General features: G+C 61.0%; 22 protein-coding genes. 16 read left to right on the forward strand and 6 right to left on the reverse strand.

All coding sequences use genetic code 11. The features are described 5' to 3' along the window. Positions 1–33: 33 nt before the first annotated feature. The 8 genes from ABD013_RS07790 (at position 34) to ABD013_RS07825 (ending at position 8,116) form a co-directional block, all read left to right on the forward strand. On the forward strand, positions 34–1,542 hold the full coding sequence (locus ABD013_RS07790; protein ID WP_343804594.1) for a fumarate hydratase: 1,509 nt from the start codon (positions 34–36) through the stop codon (positions 1,540–1,542). Between the two features lie 198 nt (positions 1,543–1,740). After that, the gene (locus tag ABD013_RS07795) at positions 1,741–2,523 is read left to right on the forward strand and encodes a DUF3450 domain-containing protein (RefSeq protein WP_343804596.1); all 783 of its coding nucleotides are present in this window, start codon (positions 1,741–1,743) and stop codon (positions 2,521–2,523) included. Then, positions 2,520–3,866, forward strand: coding sequence for a MotA/TolQ/ExbB proton channel family protein (locus ABD013_RS07800; RefSeq protein WP_343804598.1), 1,347 nt, complete (start codon positions 2,520–2,522; stop codon positions 3,864–3,866). The genes ABD013_RS07795 and ABD013_RS07800 overlap by 4 nt, the downstream gene beginning before the upstream one ends. Next, positions 3,856–4,353, forward strand: coding sequence for a MotA/TolQ/ExbB proton channel family protein (locus tag ABD013_RS07805; RefSeq protein ID WP_343804600.1), 498 nt, complete (start codon positions 3,856–3,858; stop codon positions 4,351–4,353). Before ABD013_RS07800 ends, ABD013_RS07805 begins: the two co-directional genes overlap by 11 nt. Beyond that, positions 4,350–4,763, forward strand: a complete 414-nt coding sequence (locus ABD013_RS07810) for an ExbD/TolR family protein (protein ID WP_343804602.1) — start codon at positions 4,350–4,352, stop codon at positions 4,761–4,763. Before ABD013_RS07805 ends, ABD013_RS07810 begins: the two co-directional genes overlap by 4 nt. After that, on the forward strand, positions 4,763–5,425 hold the full coding sequence (locus tag ABD013_RS07815; protein WP_343804604.1) for an energy transducer TonB: 663 nt from the start codon (positions 4,763–4,765) through the stop codon (positions 5,423–5,425). The genes ABD013_RS07810 and ABD013_RS07815 overlap by 1 nt, the downstream gene beginning before the upstream one ends. Before the next feature lie 3 nt (positions 5,426–5,428). Then, positions 5,429–6,676: a tetratricopeptide repeat protein gene (locus tag ABD013_RS07820; RefSeq protein WP_343804606.1), complete on the forward strand. Its 1,248-nt coding sequence runs from the start codon at positions 5,429–5,431 to the stop codon at positions 6,674–6,676. 60 nt (positions 6,677–6,736) lie between these two features. Beyond that, positions 6,737–8,116: a sodium-dependent transporter gene (locus ABD013_RS07825; RefSeq protein ID WP_343804608.1), complete on the forward strand. Its 1,380-nt coding sequence runs from the start codon at positions 6,737–6,739 to the stop codon at positions 8,114–8,116. 106 nt (positions 8,117–8,222) lie between these two features. Here the strand turns inward: ABD013_RS07825 and ABD013_RS07830 are convergent, their stop codons facing one another. After that, the gene (locus ABD013_RS07830) at positions 8,223–10,505 is read right to left on the reverse strand and encodes a TonB-dependent receptor domain-containing protein (RefSeq protein WP_343804610.1); all 2,283 of its coding nucleotides are present in this window, start codon (positions 10,503–10,505) and stop codon (positions 8,223–8,225) included. Positions 10,506–10,692: 187 nt separating this feature from the next. Here ABD013_RS07830 and ABD013_RS07835 point away from each other — a divergent pair, with 187 nt between their 5' ends. From ABD013_RS07835 to ABD013_RS07855, 5 genes are read left to right on the forward strand one after another with little or no spacing between them, the layout of a single operon-like run. Further along, positions 10,693–11,355 carry a PepSY-associated TM helix domain-containing protein gene (locus ABD013_RS07835; protein ID WP_343804612.1) on the forward strand — a complete coding sequence of 221 codons (663 nt, stop codon included), beginning with the start codon at positions 10,693–10,695 and terminating at the stop codon, positions 11,353–11,355. Between the two features lie 9 nt (positions 11,356–11,364). Further along, entirely contained in the window at positions 11,365–11,883 is a 519-nt protein-coding gene (locus ABD013_RS07840; protein ID WP_343804614.1) for a DUF2271 domain-containing protein, read from the forward strand. 27 nt (positions 11,884–11,910) lie between these two features. Next, the gene (locus ABD013_RS07845; protein ID WP_343804616.1) at positions 11,911–12,720 is read left to right on the forward strand and encodes a DUF4198 domain-containing protein; all 810 of its coding nucleotides are present in this window, start codon (positions 11,911–11,913) and stop codon (positions 12,718–12,720) included. Then, entirely contained in the window at positions 12,717–13,325 is a 609-nt protein-coding gene (locus ABD013_RS07850; protein WP_343804617.1) for a flavodoxin domain-containing protein, read from the forward strand. The genes ABD013_RS07845 and ABD013_RS07850 overlap by 4 nt, the downstream gene beginning before the upstream one ends. Positions 13,326–13,371: 46 nt before the next feature. Beyond that, positions 13,372–14,166 (forward strand): EAL domain-containing protein, encoded by a 795-nt coding sequence (locus tag ABD013_RS07855; protein WP_343804618.1) that lies wholly within the window; start codon positions 13,372–13,374, stop codon positions 14,164–14,166. A 48-nt stretch (positions 14,167–14,214) separates the two neighbouring features. Here the strand turns inward: ABD013_RS07855 and ABD013_RS07860 are convergent, their stop codons facing one another. The 4 genes from ABD013_RS07860 to ABD013_RS07875 form a co-directional block, all read right to left on the reverse strand. Beyond that, on the reverse strand, positions 14,215–14,385 hold the full coding sequence (locus ABD013_RS07860; RefSeq protein WP_343804619.1) for a hypothetical protein: 171 nt from the start codon (positions 14,383–14,385) through the stop codon (positions 14,215–14,217). A 9-nt stretch (positions 14,386–14,394) separates the two neighbouring features. After that, the gene (locus ABD013_RS07865) at positions 14,395–15,108 is read right to left on the reverse strand and encodes a copper resistance protein B (protein WP_343804620.1); all 714 of its coding nucleotides are present in this window, start codon (positions 15,106–15,108) and stop codon (positions 14,395–14,397) included. Positions 15,109–15,119: 11 nt separating this feature from the next. Continuing rightward, on the reverse strand, positions 15,120–17,087 hold the full coding sequence (locus ABD013_RS07870; protein WP_343804622.1) for a copper resistance system multicopper oxidase: 1,968 nt from the start codon (positions 17,085–17,087) through the stop codon (positions 15,120–15,122). 65 nt (positions 17,088–17,152) lie between these two features. Continuing rightward, positions 17,153–17,485, reverse strand: a complete 333-nt coding sequence (locus ABD013_RS07875) for a hypothetical protein (RefSeq protein ID WP_343804624.1) — start codon at positions 17,483–17,485, stop codon at positions 17,153–17,155. Positions 17,486–17,553: 68 nt separating this feature from the next. Between ABD013_RS07875 and mtgA the strand changes: the two genes are divergently transcribed. The 3 genes from mtgA to ABD013_RS07890 all read left to right on the forward strand — a co-directional run bounded on the left by mtgA (position 17,554) and on the right by ABD013_RS07890 (position 22,253). Then, positions 17,554–18,315 (forward strand): monofunctional biosynthetic peptidoglycan transglycosylase, encoded by a 762-nt coding sequence (mtgA, locus tag ABD013_RS07880; RefSeq protein WP_343804626.1) that lies wholly within the window; start codon positions 17,554–17,556, stop codon positions 18,313–18,315. A gap of 206 nt (positions 18,316–18,521) precedes the next feature. Next, positions 18,522–19,841, forward strand: a complete 1,320-nt coding sequence (locus ABD013_RS07885) for a Na+/H+ antiporter NhaC family protein (RefSeq protein ID WP_343804628.1) — start codon at positions 18,522–18,524, stop codon at positions 19,839–19,841. 171 nt (positions 19,842–20,012) lie between these two features. Further along, positions 20,013–22,253, forward strand: a complete 2,241-nt coding sequence (locus ABD013_RS07890) for a YgiQ family radical SAM protein (protein ID WP_343804630.1) — start codon at positions 20,013–20,015, stop codon at positions 22,251–22,253. 11 nt (positions 22,254–22,264) lie between these two features. Here the strand turns inward: ABD013_RS07890 and cfa are convergent, their stop codons facing one another. Next, the gene (cfa, locus tag ABD013_RS07895; RefSeq protein WP_343804632.1) at positions 22,265–23,422 is read right to left on the reverse strand and encodes a cyclopropane fatty acyl phospholipid synthase; all 1,158 of its coding nucleotides are present in this window, start codon (positions 23,420–23,422) and stop codon (positions 22,265–22,267) included. Between the last annotated feature and the right edge of the window lie 5 nt (positions 23,423–23,427).

A 23,427-nucleotide genomic window follows, 5' to 3' on the forward strand; every position in this document is an offset into this window, starting at 1 on the left:
GAACACCAACCCAAGCCAAGTGGAGAGTCGTCAATGAGCGTTATTCGCCAGGATGATTTCATCAGCAGCATCGCCGATGCGCTGCAGTTCATTTCCTACTACCACCCGATTGACTTCGTGCAGGGTGTGCATGAAGCCTATCTGAAAGAGGAAAACCCGGCGGCAAAAGACGCCATGGCGCAGATCCTGATCAACTCCCGCATGTGTGCCGAAGGCCACCGTCCGATCTGTCAGGATACCGGTATCGTCACCGTATTCCTGAAAGTCGGCATGAACGTGCAGTGGGATGCCAAGATGTCCGTGACCGACATGGTCAACGAAGGTGTGCGTCGCGCCTATATGAACCCGGACAACGTGCTGCGTGCCTCCATCCTGGCGGATCCGGCTGGCAAGCGTCAGAACACCAAGGACAACACTCCGGCGGTAATCCACTACGAGATCGTCGAAGGCGACGAAGTGGAAGTCCACGTTGCGGCGAAAGGCGGTGGTTCCGAGAACAAGTCCAAGATGGCGATGCTCAACCCGTCCGACAGCATTGTGGACTGGGTCGTCAAGACCGTACCGACCATGGGTGCTGGCTGGTGTCCGCCGGGTATGCTGGGTATCGGTATCGGCGGTACCGCCGAGAAGGCGGCCGTGATGGCGAAAGAGTCCCTGATGGACCCGATCGACATCCACGAGCTGCGTGAGCGCGGCCCGCAGAACCGTGTCGAAGAGCTGCGTCTGGAGATCATGGATGCGGTCAACGCGCTGGGTATCGGTGCCCAGGGTCTGGGCGGTCTGACCACCATCCTGGATGTGAAGATCATGGATTACCCGACCCACGCGGCTTCTCTGCCGGTGTGCATGATCCCGAACTGTGCCGCTACCCGTCACACTCACTTCACTCTGAACGGCAACGGCCCGGCCGTACTGACGCCGCCGAGCCTGGATGACTGGCCGGAAGTGACCTTCGAAGTGGGTGCCAACACCCGTCGTGTCAATCTGGACGAGATCACTCCGGAAGCGGTGAAAGAGTGGAAAGTTGGCGAAACCATCCTGCTTAACGGCAAGATGTTGACCGGTCGTGACGCTGCCCACAAGAAGATGGTGGAAATGCTGAACAACGGTGAAGAGCTGCCGGTTGATCTGAAAGGCCGCTTCATCTACTACGTAGGCCCGGTCGACCCGGTCCGTGACGAAGTGGTTGGCCCGGCTGGCCCGACGACCTCTACCCGTATGGACAAGTTCACCCGTCAGATCCTGGAAAGCACAGGCCTGCTGGGCATGATCGGCAAGTCCGAGCGTGGTCCGGTTGCCATCGAAGCGATCAAGGACAGCCAGGCGGTGTATCTGATGGCCGTCGGCGGCGCCGCGTACCTGGTGTCCAAGGCGATCACTGATGCCAAGGTGCTGGCCTTCCCGGAAATGGGTATGGAAGCGATCTACGAATTCGAAGTGAAGGACATGCCGGTCACCGTGGCCGTGGATACTTCAGGCGAATCCGTACACACCACTGGTCCGGCCAAGTGGAAGGACATCATCGCGCACAAGGCGGTGTGATCCTGACTCTCTGATTGGATCCTGATCGATGAAACCCCGCTTCGGCGGGGTTTTTTATTGCCTGTCGTTTGCGGGATTCCGGTTATCCACAACTCTTTGATTAGCTGATAGCAGGAGAGTCTGGCCGGCATTGAATGTATTCCTTATATAGTGAATAATGCAAATCGTTTTCATTTGCCTTAATAGAACGGATTGTTCATGGATCGGATAACACTCAAGGCGGCGATGCTGTCTGCTCCGCTGCTCATGTCTTCGGCTGCCTTGGCCGGTACGCTGGAGCAAAACCAGCAGACGCTGGAACAGGCCCACAAGCAGAGTGCTCAGGTACAGCGCAGTATCGACCAGCTGGATCAGCAAACCCGCGAAAACTACGACCTCTACAGCGCCACGCTGCGCCAGGCGGAGCTGGTAGAGGCTTACAACCGCCAGCTGTCGCGCATGATCGAAGATCAGTCGCGCGAGCTGATGGACATTGAAGCCCAGCTGGTATCACTGGCGCAGACCGAGCAGGCGACACTGCCGTTGCTGGTGCGGATGCAGTCGATGCTGGAGCAGTTCGTCGCTCGTGATCTGCCGTTCCTGCCGCAAGAGCGTGCACAGCGAGTCGAGCGCCTGGCGCGCCTGCTGGACCGTGCCGACATCAGCCTGGCGGAGAAGTATCGCCAGATTCTGGAGGCCTACCAGATCGAGGCGGAATACGGCCGTACCCTGGAAGCCTGGAGTGGCAGTCTGGAGCAGGGCGATCAATCTCGTGAAGTCACCTTCCTGCGTCTGGGGCGTGTTGCCTTGTATTACCAGACACTGGATGGCGAAGAGAGCGGTCGCTGGAATCGCCAGAAGGGGGGCTGGGAGCGCCTTGATGCCGACTTCGACTGGCCGATTCGCAAGGGCATCAGCATGGCCCGGCAGCAGTCGGTGCCCGAACTGCTCGAGCTGCCCGTGGGGCTGACTGCTATTGAACAGAACGGAGGTGCGTCATGAAGGCCCTGACCCGTACTCTGACCCTGTTGGTGCTGATGTTCTGTCTGCCGGTCCAGGCCAATGAGCTGCAGCAGTTGTTGCAGCAGGTACGTTCCCAGGTGGCCAGTGATCATCAGGCCGATACCGCGCGTCTGGCGGAGTTCCGTTCCGGTGATGCTCGTCAGCAGGCGTTGCTGGAACAGGCCAAGGCACGCCTGGCTGCGGCCGAAGCCGAGCAGACCCGGCTTAAGGAGCAGTTCCAAAGCAATGAAGATGCACTGACCGAGCAGGGCGAGGCCTTGCGGGTGCGCAGTGGCCAGTTGGGTGAAGTCTTCGGCGTCGTTAAGCAGCAGGCGCAGGAGCTGAAAGGGCTGGTGGATGACTCCATGATCTCCGCGCAATACCCCGAGCGGGCCGAACTTCTGGCCTTTGCGGACCTGAAACGTATCCCGACGTTGAGCGAGCTGGAAGGGCTCTGGTTCCTGCTGCAGCAGGAGATGACCGCCACCGGTGAAGTCACCCGCTTTACCGCGCCGGTGATTCAGGCGAACGGTGTACGTGGCGATACGGAGGTATTGCGGGTTGGTCCCTTCACGGCGCTAACGCAGCAGGGGCAATATCTGAACTTTGTTGGCGGCCAGTTGCAGGTGCTGTCGGTACAGCCGGCGGGCAAAATGGTTGATCAGGCGCGGGCCTTTGTACAGGGGCAGGGTGAAACTCTGGTGGTGGATCCCAGCCGCGGTAACCTGCTGGCATTGCTGTCGCAAACCCCCAACCTTAAAGAGCGCATCGCTCAGGGTGGCCTGGTGGGTTACATCATTCTGGCTTTGGGCGGTATCGGCCTGCTGGTGGCGCTGTGGAAGTTGCTGGTCACGCTGAAGGTCGAGGTTAGTGTCCGCGCTCAGCTGCGCAATGGCGATCAGGCCTGCGAGCACAACCCGCTGGGGCGTGTGCTGGCTGCAGGTCAGACGGGCCGTACCACTGACGAAACCGAACTGCGCGTGGATGAGGCGCTGCTCAAGGAAGCACCGTTGCTGGAGCGCGGCCTGACGCTGCTCAAGCTGGTCGCGGCGGTGGCACCGCTGCTGGGGCTGCTCGGTACGGTGACCGGCATGATCGGCACCTTCCAAAGCATCACCCTGTTCGGTACCGGCGATCCCAAACTGATGGCCGGTGGCATCTCCCAGGCGCTGATGACCACGGTGCTGGGGCTGTGCGTGGCCATTCCGTTGCTGTTCTGCCATAGCCTGCTGGCGGCGCGCAGCCGTCGCTTGCTGCAGCTGCTGCAGCAGAAGGGCCTGGCGCTGCTGGCGACCCAGCGTGAACAACTCAGCGATGCTGAAGAGGCACGCCATGCTGCCTGATCTGGCCCAGTTCGAAGCGGCCCTGGCGGGCTTCTTCAATGCCGGTGGACCGGTGCTCTGGTCGCTGTTACTGGTCAGTCTGGTGCTCTGGACACTGCTGCTGGAACGGCTCTGGTTTCGCTGGTTTGATTTCCCGCGTCGTATTCGCCGCTACCGCCTGCTGCCGATTGGTGGTCGGCGTCGGCTGGAACGTGCCGATCTGTTGCTGGACCTGCAGGGCGCCTTGCCCTTGATCCGTACGCTCGTGGCGCTCTGTCCGTTGATCGGTCTGTTGGGCACGGTGACCGGCATGATTCACCTGTTCGACACCCTGGCGCTGAATGGCACCGGCAACCCCCGGTTGATGGCGGCGGGCGTGGCGCGCGCCACCCTGCCGACCCTGGCCGGTATGGTGGTGGCGGTCAGTGGCCTGCTGATCTGGAACCGCCTGGCGCGCTGGAGCCAACTGCAACGAACTCGACTGGATGTGACGGGAGCCAGAGGATGAGGCAACGACTTAATCTGGAGATGATGGACAACGACGCCGAGATCGACATGACACCGATGCTCGATATCGTGTTCATCATGCTGATCTTTTTTATCGTATCGACCAGTTTCGTGCGTGAAGCCGGGGTCGAGATTGAACGCCCGGTATCGGATACCGCCGAGGTGAAGGAGAACCAGGGCGTGATGCTGGCGCTCACCGCTCAGGGCGAGGTCTGGCTGGACCGCCAGCCGGTGGACGTGCGCATGATCCGGCCGACGCTGGAGCGTCTGAAGGTGGAGCAGCCCGACCTGGGTGTGATGATTCAGGCGGACAAGGACGCCAGGACCGGGCTGCTGGTGCAGGTGATGGACCAGGTCAAGCTGTCCGGTGTGGAGCAGGTCGCCGTGGCGACGCGTGAAGGGGCCAACTGATGCGAGTGCTGTTGTTCCTGCCGCCGGCGCTGCTGGTCAGTCTGTTGCTGTTTTTGCTGATGGCGCACCTGGCCGGTATCGGACGCACGGCGGAACCCGAGCCCTCGGTGCACACCGCGATCAATCTGCACCGGTTGAAGCTGGACTCGGACATCCAGGTGCGCGAGCGGGAGTCCCTGCCGCCACCTGAGTTGCTGCCGGAGCAGCCGCCGATGCCATCGACACCGGACATGTCTCAGCCGGTGGCGATGAATACGCCTTCGGTCGCGCTCAATATGTCGACACCCAAGGTGGCAATCGGCATGAAGATCAATGCGGCTGTCGACCTATCGGCCGCTCAGGCGATCAGCATGGCCACGCCTGCTCCGTCGCCCGGCATGGCGATGAATCTGAATGCGACACCGGTATCACGGATGAACCCGCAGTATCCACGGCGGGCGCTGACCCGCCGTATCCAGGGCCATGTGGTCGCCGAGTTTAGCGTCGACAGCAAGGGACGAGTGGTGCCGGACTCGTTCAAGATTATCGAAGCCGAACCGCCGGGCATGTTCGATCGGGCCGTTGAGCGCGCGTTGCTGCGCTGGCGCTTCAACCCACTGACCGAAAACGGCGCGGCGGTTCCCTTCCGCACCCGTCAGCGACTGGAATTCAAACTGGAGTAAATCATGAAACGGATGATGCGATCTCTGTGTCTGTCAGTCGGGCTGCCGGTCTGGCTGATATTCAGCGCTGGTGCGATGGCCGAGACGGTGCAGCTTTCGCCGGGTGTGCTGCAGCAACTGAACCAGGCGCAGCAGGCAATGGCCGAGGAAAATTATCCACAGGCCGAGAAAGTCTTGAAAGCCCTGGCGGCGCAGCAGCTGAGCAAGCCTGCCAGGGCTTATACGCTGCAGTTCCGGGGCAACCTGGCGCTGGTGCGGCAGCAGTCAAAAGCCGCACTCCAGCATTTCGCCGCGGCCTATGCACTAGACGCCTTGCCGCAGGCCGATCAGCGGCGCCTGCTGCATATGGTGGCCCAGCTGAAGATGGGGCAGGAGCAGTGGCGCCAAGGGATCGCCTCGCTGGAACAGTGGATGCAGCAGGTACGTGAGCGGGGCGGTCAGAACGAAAGCATTCGCGCCGAGGATTACCTGATGCTGGCACAGGGCTATTCCCGGCTGGAGCGCTGGTCGCGGGTGATCCAGCCGGTCAGGACCGCGATCCAGATGAAAGGGCGAGCGCCCGAGGACTGGTATCGCTTGCAACTGGCCGCGCACTTTCAGCTCAAGCAATGGAAGGGCGCGACCGCGGTGCTGGAGTTGCTGGTTAACCTTTATCCACAAAAGGTCCAGTACTGGGAACAGCTGGCCAGCGTCTACCAGATCCGTGACCGCCATGCCGATGCGTTGAGCACCCTCAGGGCCGCCTGGCTGGCGGGACAGTTCAGTCAGGAGCGCCAGTACATCTGGCTGGCGCAGATGATGTTGCAACAGGGGGTGCCGCAACGGGCGGCCGAGCTGCTGGATGAGGCGATGGCCAAACAACAGGTAAAGCGTACGCTCAAGCATGAGCGGCTGCTGGCGCAAACCCAGTTGCAGGCGAAACTCTATGCGGACGGTCGTGCGACGCTGCACCGTATCGCCCAACGCAAGCCGGACTACCAAACCTGGCGGCAGCTCGCCTATCTGGATATGCAGCTCAAGCACTGGGATGCGATGAAACGCAGCATTGATCAGGCGGTGGTACTCAGGCCCGATGCGGCTGATCTCTTTCTGCTTGGTGGCATTGCCGACGTCAATCGATCGAACTATGACGAGGCCCGGGCCAGTTTTATCCGTGCCCACAAGCATGATGCCACCCGGGTCCAGGCACAAAGCTGGCTCAACTATCTGGACCAGGTTGCAGGGCCGCGCCGGGAGACGGGGCGCAGCTAACGGGCAGAAAAACGGCGCCGGATATGGCAGGATACGCACTTGTTCAACCAGGTGTAGATCATGCGCAATTCATCAGAATCCCTGTCCGGCCGTGCCCCGCAACAGCAGTGGTCGACCCGAGTCTCCTTTGTACTGGCTGCTGCAGGGGCAGCCGTTGGCCTGGGCAACATCTGGAAGTTCCCTTACGTCGCCGGTGAAAACGGTGGCGGCGCCTTTATCCTCGTCTATCTGGCCTGCATCGCGCTGCTTGGCGTGCCCATGCTGATGGCCGAGGTGTTGATCGGTCGTCGCGGTCAGCAGAACCCGGTTAACTCCATGGCGTCGCTGGCGCAGGAGGCTGGCGCCAGCCCCGCATGGAAAAATGTCGGTCGGCTGGGGGTTGTGACCGGCTTTCTGCTGCTCAGCTTCTACGTCGTGGTGGCGGGCTGGGCGCTGGCCTACATCCCGCTGACCGCCACCGGTACCTTCACCTCGATGCAGCCGCCGCAGATCGGTCAGCTGTTCGATGGCCACCTGCAGCAACCGCTGCCGTTGATCGGCTGGAGTACGCTGGTGCTGCTGCTGACCCTCGGTATTGTCGGCCGAGGCGTGCGTCAGGGCCTTGAGAAAGCGGCCAACCTGTTGATGCCGCTGCTGTTCCTCTTTCTGCTGATCCTGGTGGGCTATGCCGCGACCACGGGCCACTTCGGTGATGCGGTCGATTTCATGTTCAGGCCCGACTTCGACAAGCTCAGCGCCTCCGGCGTGCTGATTGCGCTGGGGCATGCCTTCTTTACGCTCAGCATCGGTGGCGGCGCCATGATGATCTACGGCTCCTACCTGTCGCCGCAGATCTCCATCGCCCGCACCTCGATTCTGGTGGCGGTGCTGGATACAGCGGCCGCGCTGCTGGCGGGGCTGGCGATCTTCCCGATCGTGTTTGCCTACGGCCTGGAACCGGGTGGTGGTCCCGGTCTGATCTTCGTGACCCTGCCGATCGCCTTCGGTCAGATGCCCTTTGGTACTCTGTTTGGCACCCTGTTCTTCCTCATGCTGTCGGTGGCGGCACTGACCTCGGCTTTCTCGCTGATCGAACCGGCCATTGCCTGGCTGACCGAGAAGCGCGGCATGTCACGGCTGCAGGCCAGCGTGCTGGGCGGCAGTGGCATCTGGCTGCTCAGTCTGGGTACAGTGTTCTCGTTCAACATCGGGGCCGACTGGACCCTGGCCGGCAAGACCTTCTTTGAGACGCTGGACTACCTGATCTCTGGCTGGATGCTGCCGCTGGGCGGTCTGCTGATGGCGCTGTTCACTGCCTGGGTGATGAAACCGGAAACCACGGCGCTTGAGCTGGGCGGAAACAGCGCGGGTTACCGCCTCTGGCTGCTGTTGATCCGTTTCCTGGTGCCGGTAGTGATTCTGGTGATCTTCCTGCAGGCGATCGGCCTGATCGGGCTGTAATGCCCAGGCTCAGCTCCCGGTCTTCGGGGGCAGGGGCAGCTGGTCTCGGCAGAAAATAAAAAAGCGCCTGGAAGGGCGCTTTTTTGTGTGTGCAGGGAAGGGAAACTCAGAAACTGTAGGTCGCGGACAGCCAGTAGTTGCGTGACTTGGCCTTGACGTTGTAATCGTCGATGTAGTTCGGCTCCCAGGTAACACCGCCATCTTCGGTGGTAAAGACCGTCTGATAGGTGGTGAAGTCCTCGTCCAGCAGGTTGTTGATGCGGGCGTTGAGGGTCAGGTTTCGCGTCACCTCATAGCTCGCGCCCAGGTGATAGATGGTGTAGTCCTTGTAGTATTCCGGGTAGTCGACACTGTCATCCCAGCCGCGCGGCGTGCTGGTGAAGCGCTTGGAGCGCATCTCGGCGGTCAGGTAGGTATTGAAGGTTGGCGTTGCCTGCCAGCTCAGCGTGGCATTGGCCATGTGTTTGGCGGTGCCGCTCAGCGGCTCACCCTTGTTGTCGCCGCTGGTGATGCGGGCATCAGTGAAGGTGTAGTTGGCACGCAGGTACAGTGTCGGTGTCAGCTGCAGTTTACCGGCCAGCTCTACACCGTCGATCTGGGCGCTGTCGATATTGACCAGCTGACTGAAGGTGTAGCCGTTACCGAGCACCTGATTCCATTCCGACGCCAGGTCGGCACAGTTGCCGGCATTGGCGGCCGGATCGTCGCAATGATAAATGCCCGCGCCACGCTCGATCTTGTCCTTGAACCTGTTGGAGAACAGGGTGGCGTTGAAGTTGTGGCCATCCGGGTGGGAGTAATACACCGCCAGCTCGCTGTTGACGCTGGTTTCCGGTTCAAGGTCCGGGGTGCCATGGAAGGGGCGCGTGCCCTGGCCGCCGAAGCCGGTGATACCGTCGTAGAGGTCGCTCGCCTGGGGCGCCTTGTAGCCGGTGCTGACACCGCCTTTCAGTGTCCACTCCGGCGAAATCGCCCAGTTGGCGTAGGCGCGCGGGCTGACGTGGCCACCGAAGATGTTGTGGTGATCGTAGCGGACACCACCGGTCAGGGTCAGGTCGTGGGTGATGCTCCAGTTGTCTTCAGCAAACAGGGACCACTGCTTGTGTTCCTGTACGTTACCGGATGCGAAACCGCTGCCGTTCATGCCGAATGTGCCGTCTTCCATCTCCGCATCCACGTACTGCCCACCGTAGACCAGCCAGTGGTTGCCGATCTGGCTGTCGAATTTCACGTCCAGAGTCGTCTGGCGCGTTTCCAGTGTCCGTTTCTGCCGTGGCAGGAACGCGGCTTCGATCTCGGCATCGGTGGCACCGTTGGCGACCATCTGCGCGTACAGCAGGCGTTCATCGGCGGTCAGTGGCAGGGTGCGGCCATCATTGCTGGTGGCGATGTGATGCAGGCTGACCGTGCTGTGTCCGAAGGACCAGTCACCTTCGTGGGTCAGAGATACCTGGTCACGGCTGAACTCCTGCTCCAGGGCATAACCGGCACGGGGCAGGCGGTCGATGCTATCGGTGGTGCCCAGCGGGTTGGCGCCGTCCACCGGCACGTTGTCGTATTCCTGACGCGAGGTCTCAAGGTCGAGCATCAGCAACTGATTATCGGTCGGCTTGAAATCGAACCTCAGGCCCAGGTTGCGGTTTTCGTTGTCGACTGTCTTGCCGCCGGCACCGTAACCCAGTTCGCGCGGTACCAGGTCCCCGTTGGGATCGGTGATATCGTCAAAGCTCGGTGTGGACGCATCCCGCTGGTACAGACTGCCTCGCACGTTAAGGCCCAGCACGCCGTCAATCATCGGGCCGCTGACGGAAAAGTCGGTGGTGCGGTCGTTGCCAAAGTCATCGTTGGACTCAATGGTCTGGCTGTGGGACACGGAGCCATGCCACTCGTTGCCAACCTTCTTGGTGATGATGTTGATGACGCCCCCCAAGGCATCGGCGCCATAGAGAGTTGAAGCCGGGCCGCGGATGATCTCGATGCGTTGAATCATCTCCTTGGGCGGAATATGGTTGAACTGGTTGCCGCCGAAGTTGTTCGGATAGATGTCACCGATGTTGTTCTGGCGTTTGCCGTCGATCAGGATCAGGCTGTAATCGGCCCCCATGCCACGGATGCTGATCCCGCCCTGACCGGTCTTGTCCGTGGTCTCACCCACATCCACCCCTTCCACTTCACGCACTGCATCCAGCAGGGTGAGGTAGGGTTTCTGTTTGAGCTCTTCCTGACTGATCACGGTGATGGAAGCAGGGGCATCGATCAGTTTCTGTTCGATCCCGGCCGCACTGACGACAACAGTGTCCTGATTGATGGTGCTGTTGGCCTGAGCGTTGGCGGCGGCGATGGCAGTGGTCAGAGCCACGGCGGCAGCGCGTTGGGGGGAAATCCTCAAGGTTCAACTCCTTTGCTGATTGTTATCGGCCTGTTGCTGCGTTGGGCGGCACGGCATCTCTGAGCGGTGAAGGAGGTTAAAGTTTTGCCAAGGCTAAATCAATAGTAAGAATCATTATCATTCGTTGTATGCAAATGATAATTGATATATTCTCTGCGCTCTTATCGTGGTCAGGACAGGTTGGCAAATGAAGGACATAGAGGTCACAACCGGAGAGAGCGGCGGCAATCAGGCTGTGGTGTCGGGCCAGCGCCGGTCCACCTGGCTGCGCCGACTGCTCACCTGGCACTGGATCAGCTCAGCATTCGCACTGTTCGGCATGCTGCTGTTCGCCCTGACCGGTTTCACGCTCAACCATGCCGGTCAGATTCCCGCCTCGAAACAGGTGGTGACGATCAATGAGCGGCTGGCTGATGAGCTGCTGCAGCCTTTGCGTGAGGCGCAGCTGTCCGAAGCCCTGTTGCCGGCAGAGCTGCTGGACTGGTTATCGAGCCAGTATGAGTTAAGCCTGCCGACAGGCCAGCCGGAATGGTCCGAATTCGAAGTTTACCTGTCCTTACCCCGTCCGGGAGGCGATGCCTGGCTCAGCGTGGACCTGGAGAGCGGTGAGTTGCTCTATGAGTCCACCGACCGCGGCTGGGTCGCCTACCTGAACGATCTGCACAAGGGGCGGAATGCGGGTCAGGCCTGGAGCCTGTTTATCGATTTTTTTGCGTTGGTGTGCGTGGTGTTCAGCCTGACCGGGCTGGCCGTGCTCTGGCTGCATGCCCGTGAGCGGGCGGCGGTCTGGCCGGTCACCGGGCTGGGGGTGGTGGTACCTCTGCTGCTGGCGGTTTTGCTGGTGCATTAAGGAGTGGGTATGCAATGGAAAAAACTGACGGCGGCGCTGCTGCTGTCTTCGGCAACGGGCCAGGTGCCGGCGGCCGAGCTCAGGGTGCAGGTAGAAATTCCGTCGCTGCAGGTGGCCGAATATCACCGTCCCTATGTGGCGCTCTGGATCGAAACAGACAAGGTGCGTCATCAGCAGGATCTGGCTGTTTGGTACGACCTGGAGATGAAGGATAACGAGGGGACGAAGTGGCTCAAGGATCTGCGTCTCTGGTGGCGGCGTAGTGGGCGCCAGCTGGAGTTTCCGGTGGATGGCCTGTCGGGGGCTACGCGTCCGGTCGGCACTCATGAACTGGTCTTTGTAGCGGATTCGCCGCAGCTGGCCAATCTGCCTGAAGGGGCGTATCGCCTGGTGGTGGAGGCTGCCCGTGAAGTGGGCGGGCGCGAAATGATCCGTCTGCCGTTCCTCTGGCCCGTCACACATACGCAGCAGCAACAGCAGCAGGGCGAGCATGAGCTGGGTCATGTCGCACTGAAGTTAACGCCCTGAACAGATTTTGCAAGAGAAGGAATGCTTATGAGTATCAAACGCTTGAGTGCCTGTGCCCTGCTGGCGCTGGGAATGGGAACGGCAGCAACCGCACAGGCACACCGTGCCTGGATGCTGCCCTCAGCGACTGTTTTGTCCGGCGACAATGCCTGGGTCACCGTGGATGGTGCTGTCTCCAACAGCCTGTTCTACTTCGAGCACCACCCGCTGCGCCTGGAGCGTCTGGAAATTCTGTCTCCCACCGGCGCCCAGGTTGAAGCCCAGAACAGGGCTGAGGGACGCTACCGCTCCATGTTTGATGTCGAGCTGACCGAAGAGGGTACTTATACCCTGCAGATTCACCGCCAGGGCGCTTTTGCACGCTACAAGCTGGATGGCGAGCCCAAACGCTGGTCCGGTCCGGTGAACAGAATCGACGAGATTCCGGCCAGTGCGACCGATCTGCAGGTCAGTGAGATCGACAGTCGTATGCAGGTATTTGTCACCAGGGGCGCGCCGAGCGATGCCAACTTCAAACCGACAGGCCAGGGTATTGAGCTGGTCCCCTTGACCCATCCCAACGACCTGGTCACCGAAGAGCCGGTGAGCTTCCAGTTCCTGGTGGATGGCAAGCCCGCCGAGGGATTGTCACTGGTACTCATTCGTGACGGTATCCGTTACCGCGATCAGGTCGGGGAAATTGAATTGACTACCAACGCAGAGGGCAAGGTGGAGCTGGTGTTCGATGAGCCGGGCATGTACTGGCTGGAGGTGGAGCGAGAGCAGCCGAGCCAGCACATCGATGGGGCCAGGCGGCGTCTGAGCTACAGTGCCACGCTTGAGGTGTTGCCGCTTTGAGGGTTGGCCTGAAAAGCCTGTGGTTACTGCTGGGGCTGGTGTTGCTGCTGACCTGGCAGCTGGACGGCCTGGCGCCTGAGCGGCGCTGGGTGGCGTCCATTACACTGGTGTTGTACGCCGGTGTGCTGGCTGCTGCCTTGCGGCGTGCCCGGCCTGATGGGTCGAATATGGAGGTCCGCCTTGATTACCGCGTCGCCTATGCCACCGAGACCGGAACGGCCCGTCAGCTGGCCCAGGAAACCTGTAAACGCCTGCGCAAAGCTGGTCTCACGGCCGCGCCAGTGGCACTGAATCAACTTTCAACGGTACCGGTGCCCGAAAGGGCTCTGCTGCTGGTGGTGAGTACCACGGGGAATGGCGATGCGCCCAAAACGGGCATCGGCTGGGATGACGGGGAGGTCTCGATGCGTTATGCCGGCTGCCCCTTTGCCGTCCTGGCGCTGGGGGACCGCAATTATCCCCGTTTCTGCGCCTTCGGTCTGGACGTCGAGCAGCGCTTGCAGGCGGCAGGCGCGAAGCCCCTGTTTGCCCCGGTTCAGGTCAGCCAGGCTGATCCCAGGATGATCGATGCCTGGTTTCGGCAGTTGTTGCCGAAAGGTGATTGATGCAGTTGTACCCTCGGTCGGTATTGATGGTTGAAGTGAGCCGCAGATGAACGATATATCTCCCACAATCCTGCTGGACCTGCTGGACCTGCTGGACCTGCTGGACCTGCTGAATGGCAAAGGCCTGGGGGTCGAGTATCAGCCGATCATCGCGACAGCGGATGGCGGCCTGCTCAGCCATGAAGCCCTGGCCCGGTTTCGCCTGTCATCCGCGAGGCGTCTGGGCCCCGACCGGGTGTTTCGAGCCTTGCATGACAGTCCGTTGAGCCTGTTCCAGATGGAATACCGGGTCAAGCAGCTACAGGTCGAGGCGGCGCCGGAAACCCCTCGACTGTTTCTCAATATCGACCAGGATGCCTTCGAGGTATTCCTGCATGAGCCGCGCCATCCCATGGTGGCGTTGTTGCAGCACCGCCCGGGGACGGTGGTGGAAATCATTGAGAACAGCTCGGTCTCCGATGCTCAGGTCAGCATTGCCATGCAGCAGGCGTTCAGCCGGGCGGGCATTTCGCTGGCACTGGATGATGTGGGTGCCCTGGACAGCCTGGTCTCTTTCGACCTGCTGGCCGGTGTCGACTACGTCAAGCTGGCTCGGGACTGGCTGTACCGGCTGTCCGGGCCGGATGTTGATGCGCTCTTCGCTGCGCTGATCGGATTCGCCAAGGCCAGTGGCAAAACCGTGATTCTGGAGGGCGTGGAAACCGAGGCACAGTTCGAGCGAGCCCGTGCGCTTGGGGTCGATGCGGTGCAGGGGTTTCTGTTTTGGGATCGCTTTGTCGAGGTATGGCAACCAGGCGTGGGGGCCAATGACCGGCTGGATGGACAGCATTTCATGCTGTGAATGAAGCCCTGCCGCTCAGTCCGGGACCGGCGGCAGGGAGAGGCCAGGTCAGTCGTCGCAGTCCTTGCGCAGCGACTCATGGCTCTGCTTGCTGTGCAGGCCGATACGACCGACCAGTTCGGTTGCAGCATCCGCATCCCGGGCCTGTTCGGCAGCGGCGGCGGCCATTGGCAGCGCCAGCAGGCTGGTGGTCAGCAGGGTTATTACTGTTTGCTTCATGTTGTCTCCTTAAAACCAGAAACTCAGACCCAGTCGCCACTGGGTTTCATCAACATCATGCCCGCTGGCACGCGCCAGGTCGGCGGAATCGCCCAGTTTGCGCTCCCAAGTGACGCCCACGTAGGGGGCAAAGTCGGGACGTACCTCCCACAGAAGGCGCAGTTCCAGGTCCAGATCGGCCAGACCGCTGCCCTGATGTTCGTCCGGGTCACTGAAGTTGTGCGCGGTCAGGCCCACCTCGGGGTTCAGCACCCATTTTCGGGTCAGGCGTATCTCGCGCTCGACGTTCAATTCGGCGGTCAGGTCGCTGCCCGGGCCGGCGAGCAGGTTCAGCTCGGTCTCGATAAACCAGGGCGCGGTGCCACTGAACCCCAGCAGGGCACGGTCATCGCGACGTTCGGCCTGAGGCTCATGCTGCCAGCCCAGCTGCAGGTCCCAGTAGGGGCTGATGGCTCGGCGATAGAGCAGGCGCAGCTCATTGTCCTCAGTACTGCCTTCCAGACGTGTCCCTTCGCTGGTCAGCACCAGCTTGTGCAGGTCAGTACCCAGCCAGCCCTCGATATTCCACTTCAGGCGGGTATCGCCCTCGCTGTAGGCCGCTTCGAGCTGCTTGACGTTGAGCATGCTCAGTATTGGGTCGTCATTCATGCCGGCCTGTGCCAGCACCGGTGTCAGTGTGCTAGCCAGCAGAGCGACGGGGGGCCAGTTCAAGTGCAGTTTCATTGTGTGTCTCCTCAGCTGACCACGACTTTTCGGAACATGCCCATCATGTGATAGAGCAGATGGCAGTGGAACGCCCACTCGCCACGGGCATCGGCGGTGACCAGATAGCTCAGTCGGGCTCCAGGCTGCACCACCAGGGTGTGCTTGCGCGGCAGGTGGGTGGCATCGCCGGTTTCCAGATCGCTCCACATGCCGTGCAGATGCACCGGGTGCGGCATCATGGTGTCGTTGACCAGGGTGATGCGTACGCGCTCGCCATAGGTCAGGTGGATGGGATCGGCGTCGGCATAACGGATGCCGTTGATCGACCACATGTAGCGGCTCATGTTGCCGGTCAGATGCAGTTCGATCTCCCGGCCCGGCTCGCGGCTGTCCGGAGTCGGATACAGGCTGCGCAGGTCCGCATAGGTGAGCACCTTGCGGCCGTTGTTACGCAGGCCTACGCCGGGGTCATCGAGGCGGTATTGGGGCGCTTCGGCACGCATATCCACGTGGGGGCCAAACTCGCTGTCGGCATGGACGGTCATGCCGGCGGAGAGCGGGTGGCCCTGATAGGGTTTTTCCGCGCCGTGTCTCATACCTTGGCCATGGGAGCCGTGAGTCCCGACCGGGTGGTTCATGCCCTGTGCCACCATGCTCGGTGCCACCATGGCATGCTGAGACATCGATGCTGACATGTGCTGATGCTCATTCTGTGGCATGGCGGCCTGGTGGGCTGCAGGCATGTCGTGTCCAGCATGGGCGTTCTGCATGGGCATGTCGTGCCCGGTGTGATCGCCTTGCATAGGCATGGCGGGCATTGAATGGCCGCTATGACCATTGCCCATCTTTGCCATATCCATGCCCATATCCATATGGGTCAGCTCCGGGGCGGGGTCCATCGCGGGAGGGGAGGCTTTCAATGCCGGGTCCGGGGTCAACTGGCCGTGGGCGTAGCCGGAGCGGTCAATCGCCTGGGCAAAGAGGCTGTAGGCTTGATGCGCCTCAGGTTCGACGATTACATCAATGGTTTCGGCTATACCGATACGGAACTCGTCAACGCTGACCGGTTTGACGTACTGGCCGTCGCAGGCGACGACGGTCATTTTCAGGCCGGGAATGCGCAGGTCGAAAAAGGTCATGGCGGCGGCGTTGATCACCCTCAAGCGTACTTTCTCGCCGGGTGTGAACAGCCCTGTCCAGCCTGCAGCCGGGGGCTGGCCGTTCATCAGGAAGGTGTAGGTGTAGCCGGTGACGTCGGAGATGTCGCGGTCGCTCATGCGCATCTTTTCCCACATCTGGCGACGTGACAGCACAGTGCTCAGCCCGTCCCGCTGTGCCTCGGGGATAAAATCGTCCGCCAGCGTACGTTCGCGCCGGTTGTAGTAGTGGCTCATCTTCTTTAGGTTGGAGTAGATCCGCTCCGGCGGCGTATCGCTCCAGTCCGACAACATCAGTATGTAATCCCGGTCATAGCTGAACGGCTCGGGCTCTTTCGGGTCGATGATGATGGCGCCATAGAGGCCGGTTTGTTCCTGGAATCCGGAATGGCTGTGGTACCAGTAGGTGCCGCTCTGTGCGACGTCGAATTCGTAGCTGAACTCCTCACCCGGCGCGATGCCATCGAAGCTCAGTCCTGGCACACCGTCCATCTCGGTCGGCAGGATGATGCCGTGCCAGTGGATAGAGGAATCGGTATCGAGCCTGTTGCGAACGTTGAGACGAACCCGCTCGCCCTCACGCCAGCGCAGTATCGGGGCGGGCAGGGAGCCGTTAACGGTGGTGGCCAGCTTTTCCTTGCCGGTGAAGTTAACGATCTGGTGGCCGATCTCCAGATCGAAGTCGGTGCCGGTCAGCAGGTGCTGAGTCTGGGCGACCGGTGTGCTGGCGGCCAGCAGCGGGCGTGCATTGAGGCCGAGCCCGGCGGCCAGGCTGCCCAGGGCCAGTCCCTGGACGAAGCGACGCCTTGCAGGCGCACGTAGAATATTGTCCTTGCTCATGAATGTACTCCTGAATAGCAAAAAGGTCGGTGCCGTCCGTTGTGGACAGCCGAGTCAGAGGCTATTCAGGCTTTTGGAGGACGGTGCAGGCCCGAAGGGAAGAGGTGCTGATAGAGGTCCGGCCGCATGGGGCCATGGCTGGTACTGGTGACACTGGCCAATGGCAGGGCAGCCAGCACGGGAGCGCAGTGACTGGTGCAGCTGTTCAGGCACTGTTGCCAGCAGGAGTGCTCGTTCGCCTCGCTGTAGCTGCTGTCATGTCCGTGAGCCATCATGCCATTGGCCATCTGCCCGGCGGGCATGGGCGCTGCCGACGCCAGCACAGGAGCCAGCAACAGCAGCAACAGTGCTACTGCGCTCAGCAGGCCGGTCAGTCGGTGGGCGGGCGTAGCAAACATGACAGTCTCATTCGGAGTTTGGCATAGTATAGAATGCAGACCGGGACTCAGAGCAAGAGTTCCGCCTGTTGCACGATTCCATTGGCAATTTCATCAGAGGCACCTTGGCCAGTCGCCGTCGCTCAAAGCTGTCCCGTTACCTGTTGCGTCCACTCTTGCGTCTGCTTTGGCGCACACTGGTCATGGCTGGTTTGTTGCTGACACTGCTGGTGTTCAGCCTGCGTGCGGTTGACCCGCCGGTCTGGTCATGGCTGATCTGGCGTGAGCTGAGCAATCCCGCAGGCTATCCTGACGAATACCGCCATCAGTGGGTCGATCTGGAGCAGATCCCGGTCAGCGTTCAGCTGGCCGTGGTCGCGGCCGAAGACCAGCGTTTTCCACTGCATGCGGGCATCGACCTGCAGGCGGTGCGTCGGGCGCTGGAGGATGCCCTTGATGGCAAGGGGCTCCGGGGCGCCAGTACGCTGACCCAGCAGACGGCCAAAAACCTGTTTCTCTGGCCTGGACGTGACTGGGTGCGCAAGGGGCTGGAAGCGCCGCTGGCACTGATGCTGGAGGGGATATTGGGCAAGCGGCGTATCCTGGAGCTGTACCTGAATATCGCCGAGTTCGCGCCCGGTGTCTATGGTGTGGGAGCTGCCAGCGAGTACTGGTATCAGCGCCCGCTTGGCCAGGTGACCACTGATCAGGCCGCCCGACTGGCGGCGATACTGCCTAACCCCTGGCTGTACCAGGCGCAGCCGCCCAGCTCCTATGTTCGTCAGAAGGCCGACTGGATCCGCGAGCAAATGCGCCAGTTGGGACCGGGCTGGATCGAACAGCTGGACTAGGCTGGTTATAAAAGGTTCAGCTTTTATGGCATTTGCTGTATAAAAGGGCCCTTCTTGGCGCATGGTGACGCCTTCTCTCTGCATGGACGCTTGTCGAGTGGCTCGATTAAGCGCGCAACTCCTTGATTCCGTTAGCTGCTTTGCCTATCCGGCAGGGCGGTGGTTAATATTTGACCTGATCGGTCAGGCATGATTCGGATACCAACATGACGAAAAACTCTCCGTTGGCTCTACTGCCGTTAGGGCTATTTCTGGCACTGTTCATCGGCAGTGGTCTCTACTATCACGCAGCGGGCACTGAATTCGCGTTCTACCAGATCTCTGCCCCCGTGGCGATTCTGCCGGCGATCGTGCTAGCGCTGATGCTGCAGAAAGGGCGCCTGAACGAGCGCATTGAAACCTTTATCAATGGTGTGGGTGACAACACCATCATCACCATGGCGCTGATCTACCTGCTGGCGGGCGCCTTTGCCAGCGTGGCCAAGGCCGTGGGCGGCGTGGACGCCACGGTCAACTTCGGCCTCAGTATCATTCCACCGGAACTGGTGTTGCCGGGGCTGTTCGTCATCACGGCGTTTGTGGCGACGTCGATGGGGACCTCCATGGGCACCATCGCGGCCATTGCACCGATCGCCGTGGGTGTGGCTGAAGCCACCGACCTGTCGCTGTTACTGACCATCGGTACCGTGATCGGTGGCGCCATGTTCGGTGACAACCTGTCGATCATCTCTGATACCACCATCGCCGCGACCCGTACCCAGGGCTGCGAGATGCGTGACAAGTTCCGCCTCAACTTCAAGATCGCTCTGCCGGCAGCCCTGCTGACGCTGGTGTGGCTGTTCATTCAGGGCAGCAGTGCCCATGTGGAAGCGCCGGGTGATTATGACCTGATTCGCGTGCTGCCCTATCTGGCGGTACTGCTGCTGGCGTTGTCCGGATTGAACGTGATGCTGGTGCTGTTCGTGGGCATCCTGATGGCCGGCGGTGTCGGCTTCTACCTTGAGGAAGCCTATACGCTGGCGCAGTGGTCCAAGGATATCTACGCCGGTTATACCGGCATGCAGGAGATCCTGATCCTGTCACTGCTGATAGGTGGTCTGGGAGCGCTGATGAAATCCCAGGGCGGCCTGGTCTGGCTGGCCGGCATGATCGACAAGCTATCGCGTCAGAGTGCTGACCCGAAAAAGCACCGTCGCTCCGGCGAACTCAGCATCAGCGCGGCGGTGGCGCTGACCAACGTATGCACCGCCAATAACACCGTGGCGATCATCATTTCTGGTGGCCTGGCCAGGGATATCGCCCAGCGTTATGGCGTGGACCCGCGTCGCAGCGCCAGCCTGATGGATATCTTCTCCTGTGTGGTACAGGGCATGCTGCCCTATGGTGCCCAGGTGCTGCTGGCCGGCTCCATCGCCAAGCTGTCGCCGCTGGAGATCATCGGCAATATTCACTATTGCTGGGTGCTGGCCGCAATCGCACTGTTGTCCATTGTGGCGGGTTATCCACAACCCAGGGCACGTGCTTGAATCAGGGTTTGACCCTTTGAATCCAGTACGGCCACTGCAAAAACAGTGGCCGTTTTTGGTTGCGGGTATTCGAGTGGGCATTTCCAGTTTCGACAAGGGCTCAGGTCGGAACTGCTCAAAAAATGCGCTATAATCGCGCCCCAATTCCGACCGTTGATGTCAGGTTTACAGATGCACGCAGTAACGCCGATCTTTGAATACCCCAAATACTGGGCCGAGTGTTTCGGTCCGGCACCTTTCCTGCCCATGTCCCGGGAGGAGATGGACCAGCTCGGCTGGGACAGCTGCGACATCATTATCGTCACCGGCGATGCCTATGTGGATCACCCGTCATTCGGTATGGCGATCATCGGTCGTCTGCTGGAAGCCCAGGGCTTCAGAGTTGGCATCATTGCTCAGCCGGACTGGAACTCCGCCGAGCCGTTCAAGGCGCTGGGCAAGCCCAACCTGTTCTTCGGTGTCGCTGCCGGCAACATGGACTCGATGATCAACCGCTATACGGCTGATCGCAAGATCCGCTCCGATGACGCCTATACCCCGGGTGGCCAGGCGGGCAAGCGCCCGGACCGCGCCAGCCTGGTGTACAGCCAGCGCTGCCGTGAGGCCTACAAGGATGTGCCGATCGTCCTTGGCGGCATTGAGGGCTCATTGCGCCGTATCGCGCATTACGACTATTGGCAGGACAAGGTGCGCCGCTCCATTCTGCTCGATGCCCGTGCCGACCTGCTGCTGTACGGCAACGCCGAACGGGCCATCGTTGAAGTGGCGCAGCGCATCGCTCGTGGCGAGCCGGTCAGCGAAATCACCGATGTGCGCGGTACCGCCTTCGTGCGCAAGGACACCCCCGAAGGCTGGATGGAGATCGACTCTACCCGTATCGACCGTCCGGGCAAGATCGACAAGATCATCAATCCCTACGTCAACACCCGGGACCTGGACGCCTGCCAGCTGGAGAACGGCCGTGACGGTGGCGAAACCGCCGAGATGGACGCCGAGGATGAGGTGCAGATCCTGCACATCGAACCGCGGGTGAAGCTGGACCGCAGCCAGACCGTGATTCGCCTGCCGTCGTTCGAGAAGGTCAGCAAGGACCCGGTACTCTATGCCCACGCCAACCGGGTACTGCATCTGGAGACCAACCCCGGTAACGCCCGTGCGCTGGTGCAGTTGCACGGTGATCAGGAGGTCTGGCTCAACCCGCCGCCGATTCCGCTGAGTACCGAGGAGATGGACCACGTCTTCGGCTTGCCCTACCAGCGTGTGCCCCATCCGGCTTATGGCAAGGCGGAGATTCCGGCGTACAAGATGATCCGTTTCTCGGTCAACATCATGCGAGGTTGCTTTGGCGGTTGCACCTTCTGCTCGATCACCGAGCACGAGGGGCGCATCATCCAGAACCGCTCCCACGAATCGATCCTCAACGAGATCGAAGAGATCCGCGACAAGGTGCCCGGTTTCACTGGTGTCATTTCCGACCTGGGTGGCCCCACCGCCAACATGTACCGCCTGGCGTGCAAGAGCCGCGAGATCGAGGCCGCCTGTCGCAAGCCGTCCTGCGTCTTCCCCGGCATCTGCCAGAACCTGAATACCGACCACAGTTCGTTGACCGGCCTGTACCGCAAGGCGCGCGATCTCAAGGGTGTGAACAAGATCCTGATCGCCTCGGGCCTGCGCTACGACCTGGCGGTGGAAGATCCGGAGTATGTGCGCGAGCTGGTGACCCACCATGTCGGCGGCTACCTGAAAATCGCGCCCGAGCACACCGAGCGCGGCGTACTCGACAAGATGATGAAGCCGGGTATCGGCACCTATGATGCCTTCAAGAAGATGTTCGAGAAGTTCTCCAGGGAGGCGGGCAAGGATCAGTACCTGATTCCGTACTTTATCGCGGCCCACCCGGGTACTTCCGACGAAGACATGATGAACCTGGCGCTCTGGCTCAAGCGCAACGGTTTCAAGGCGGACCAGGTGCAGGCGTTCTATCCGTCACCGATGGCGACTGCCACGGCGATGTATCACTCCGGCCGCAACCCGCTGCGCAAGCTGACCTACAAGAAGAGCGGCGAGAAAGTGGAAACCGTAAAAGGGGAGCGTCAGCGTCGTCTGCACAAGGCGTTTCTGCGCTATCACGATCCGGACAACTGGCCGCTGCTGCGTGAAGCTCTGACGGCTATGGGCCGTGCCGACCTGATCGGGGATGGGGACAAACAGCTGATCCCGGCAACCCAGCCCGAGGATGCCCAACATGTGAATCCGCGTCGCAAGAATTCACCCAAATCGAACCGGGCAGGCAAGGGCAAGCTGCTGACCCAGCACACCGGCCTGCCGCCAAGGGCGGGTAACAAGCCGGGCAACAAGGCCGGAAAAAGCGGGCGCAAGAAGCCGGCGGCCGGACGCAAGCGGCGGGTCTGAAGCCGGATGGCTCAGCTGATTCTTGGGTAACCGCCGGCAACGCCGTGGCGTGAAAATACCCACTGCCAGAGCTGCACATCCCGGGCTCTGAAAGCCCCTGCGCAGGACAGCAGATAGTAACGCCACATGCGGTAAAACCGCTCGCCCAGGCGCTCGCGGAAGCGCGGCCAGGCCGCTTCGAAATTGGCGTGCCAGGCCATCAGCGTGTGGTCATAGTCGGCGCCGAAATTGTGCAGATCTTCGGTGATGAACAGGTCTGCGGCGGCATCGCCGATCTGGCCGATGCAGGGCAGGTCCCCGTTGGGGAAAATGTAGCGGTCTATCCAGGGGTCGGTGACGGAGTGGCGCTGGTTCTTGCCGATGGTATGCAGCAGGAAGAGCCCGTGATCCTCCAGGCAGCGTTCGGCTACCTCCATAAAGACGCAGTGGTTACGGCGCCCGACATGCTCGAACATGCCGATACTGACGATCCGATCAAAGCGTTCGTCGAGTTCACGGTAGTCCTGTAAGCGGAACTCCAGGTCCAGGTGGGCATAACGCTGCTGTGCCCAGCGAGCCTGCTCCCTGGAGATGGTTGCGCCGACACACTTGACCCCATAGCGTTCGGCGGCATAGCCCATGAAGCTGCCCCAGCCGCAGCCGATATCCAGTACCCGCATGCCCGGTTCCAGTTGCAGCTTGCGACAGATCAGTTCGAGCTTGGCCTCCTGGGCCTCCTGCAGGGAGTGGGCATCATTCCAGTAGCCGCAGGTATAGGTCATACGTGGATCGAGCATGGCTTCGTAAAAGTCGTTGCCAAGATCATAGTGCTGTTCGCCGACCTGCCAGGCGCGGGCGACCGATTGCAGATTGAGCAGTCGCGCCCGCAGGTGATACCAGATCAGTTTCGTCGGTCTGATCTGCTTGTCCAGATGGGCGTTGAGCACCCGCTCGAAGAACTGATCCAGTCGCTCGCAGTCCCAGAGCCCCTCCATGTAGGCTTCGCCCATACCGAGGTTACTCTGGGCCAGAATCCGGTCAGCCACCTTGGCGCTATGCAGTTGCATATCCCAGGGGCGGGAACCGTTGACCTGGATGTCGGCGGTTGCCAGCAGCTCGGCAATGACCTCCACAGATTTGGACTGGCGCTGGCTGGTCGCGGAATCGAGGTTCCAGGCTTCTCTGCCCATGGTGC

Source organism: Marinobacterium maritimum, from assembly GCF_039523155.1.
Lineage (GTDB): Bacteria > Pseudomonadota > Gammaproteobacteria > Pseudomonadales > Balneatricaceae > Marinobacterium > Marinobacterium maritimum.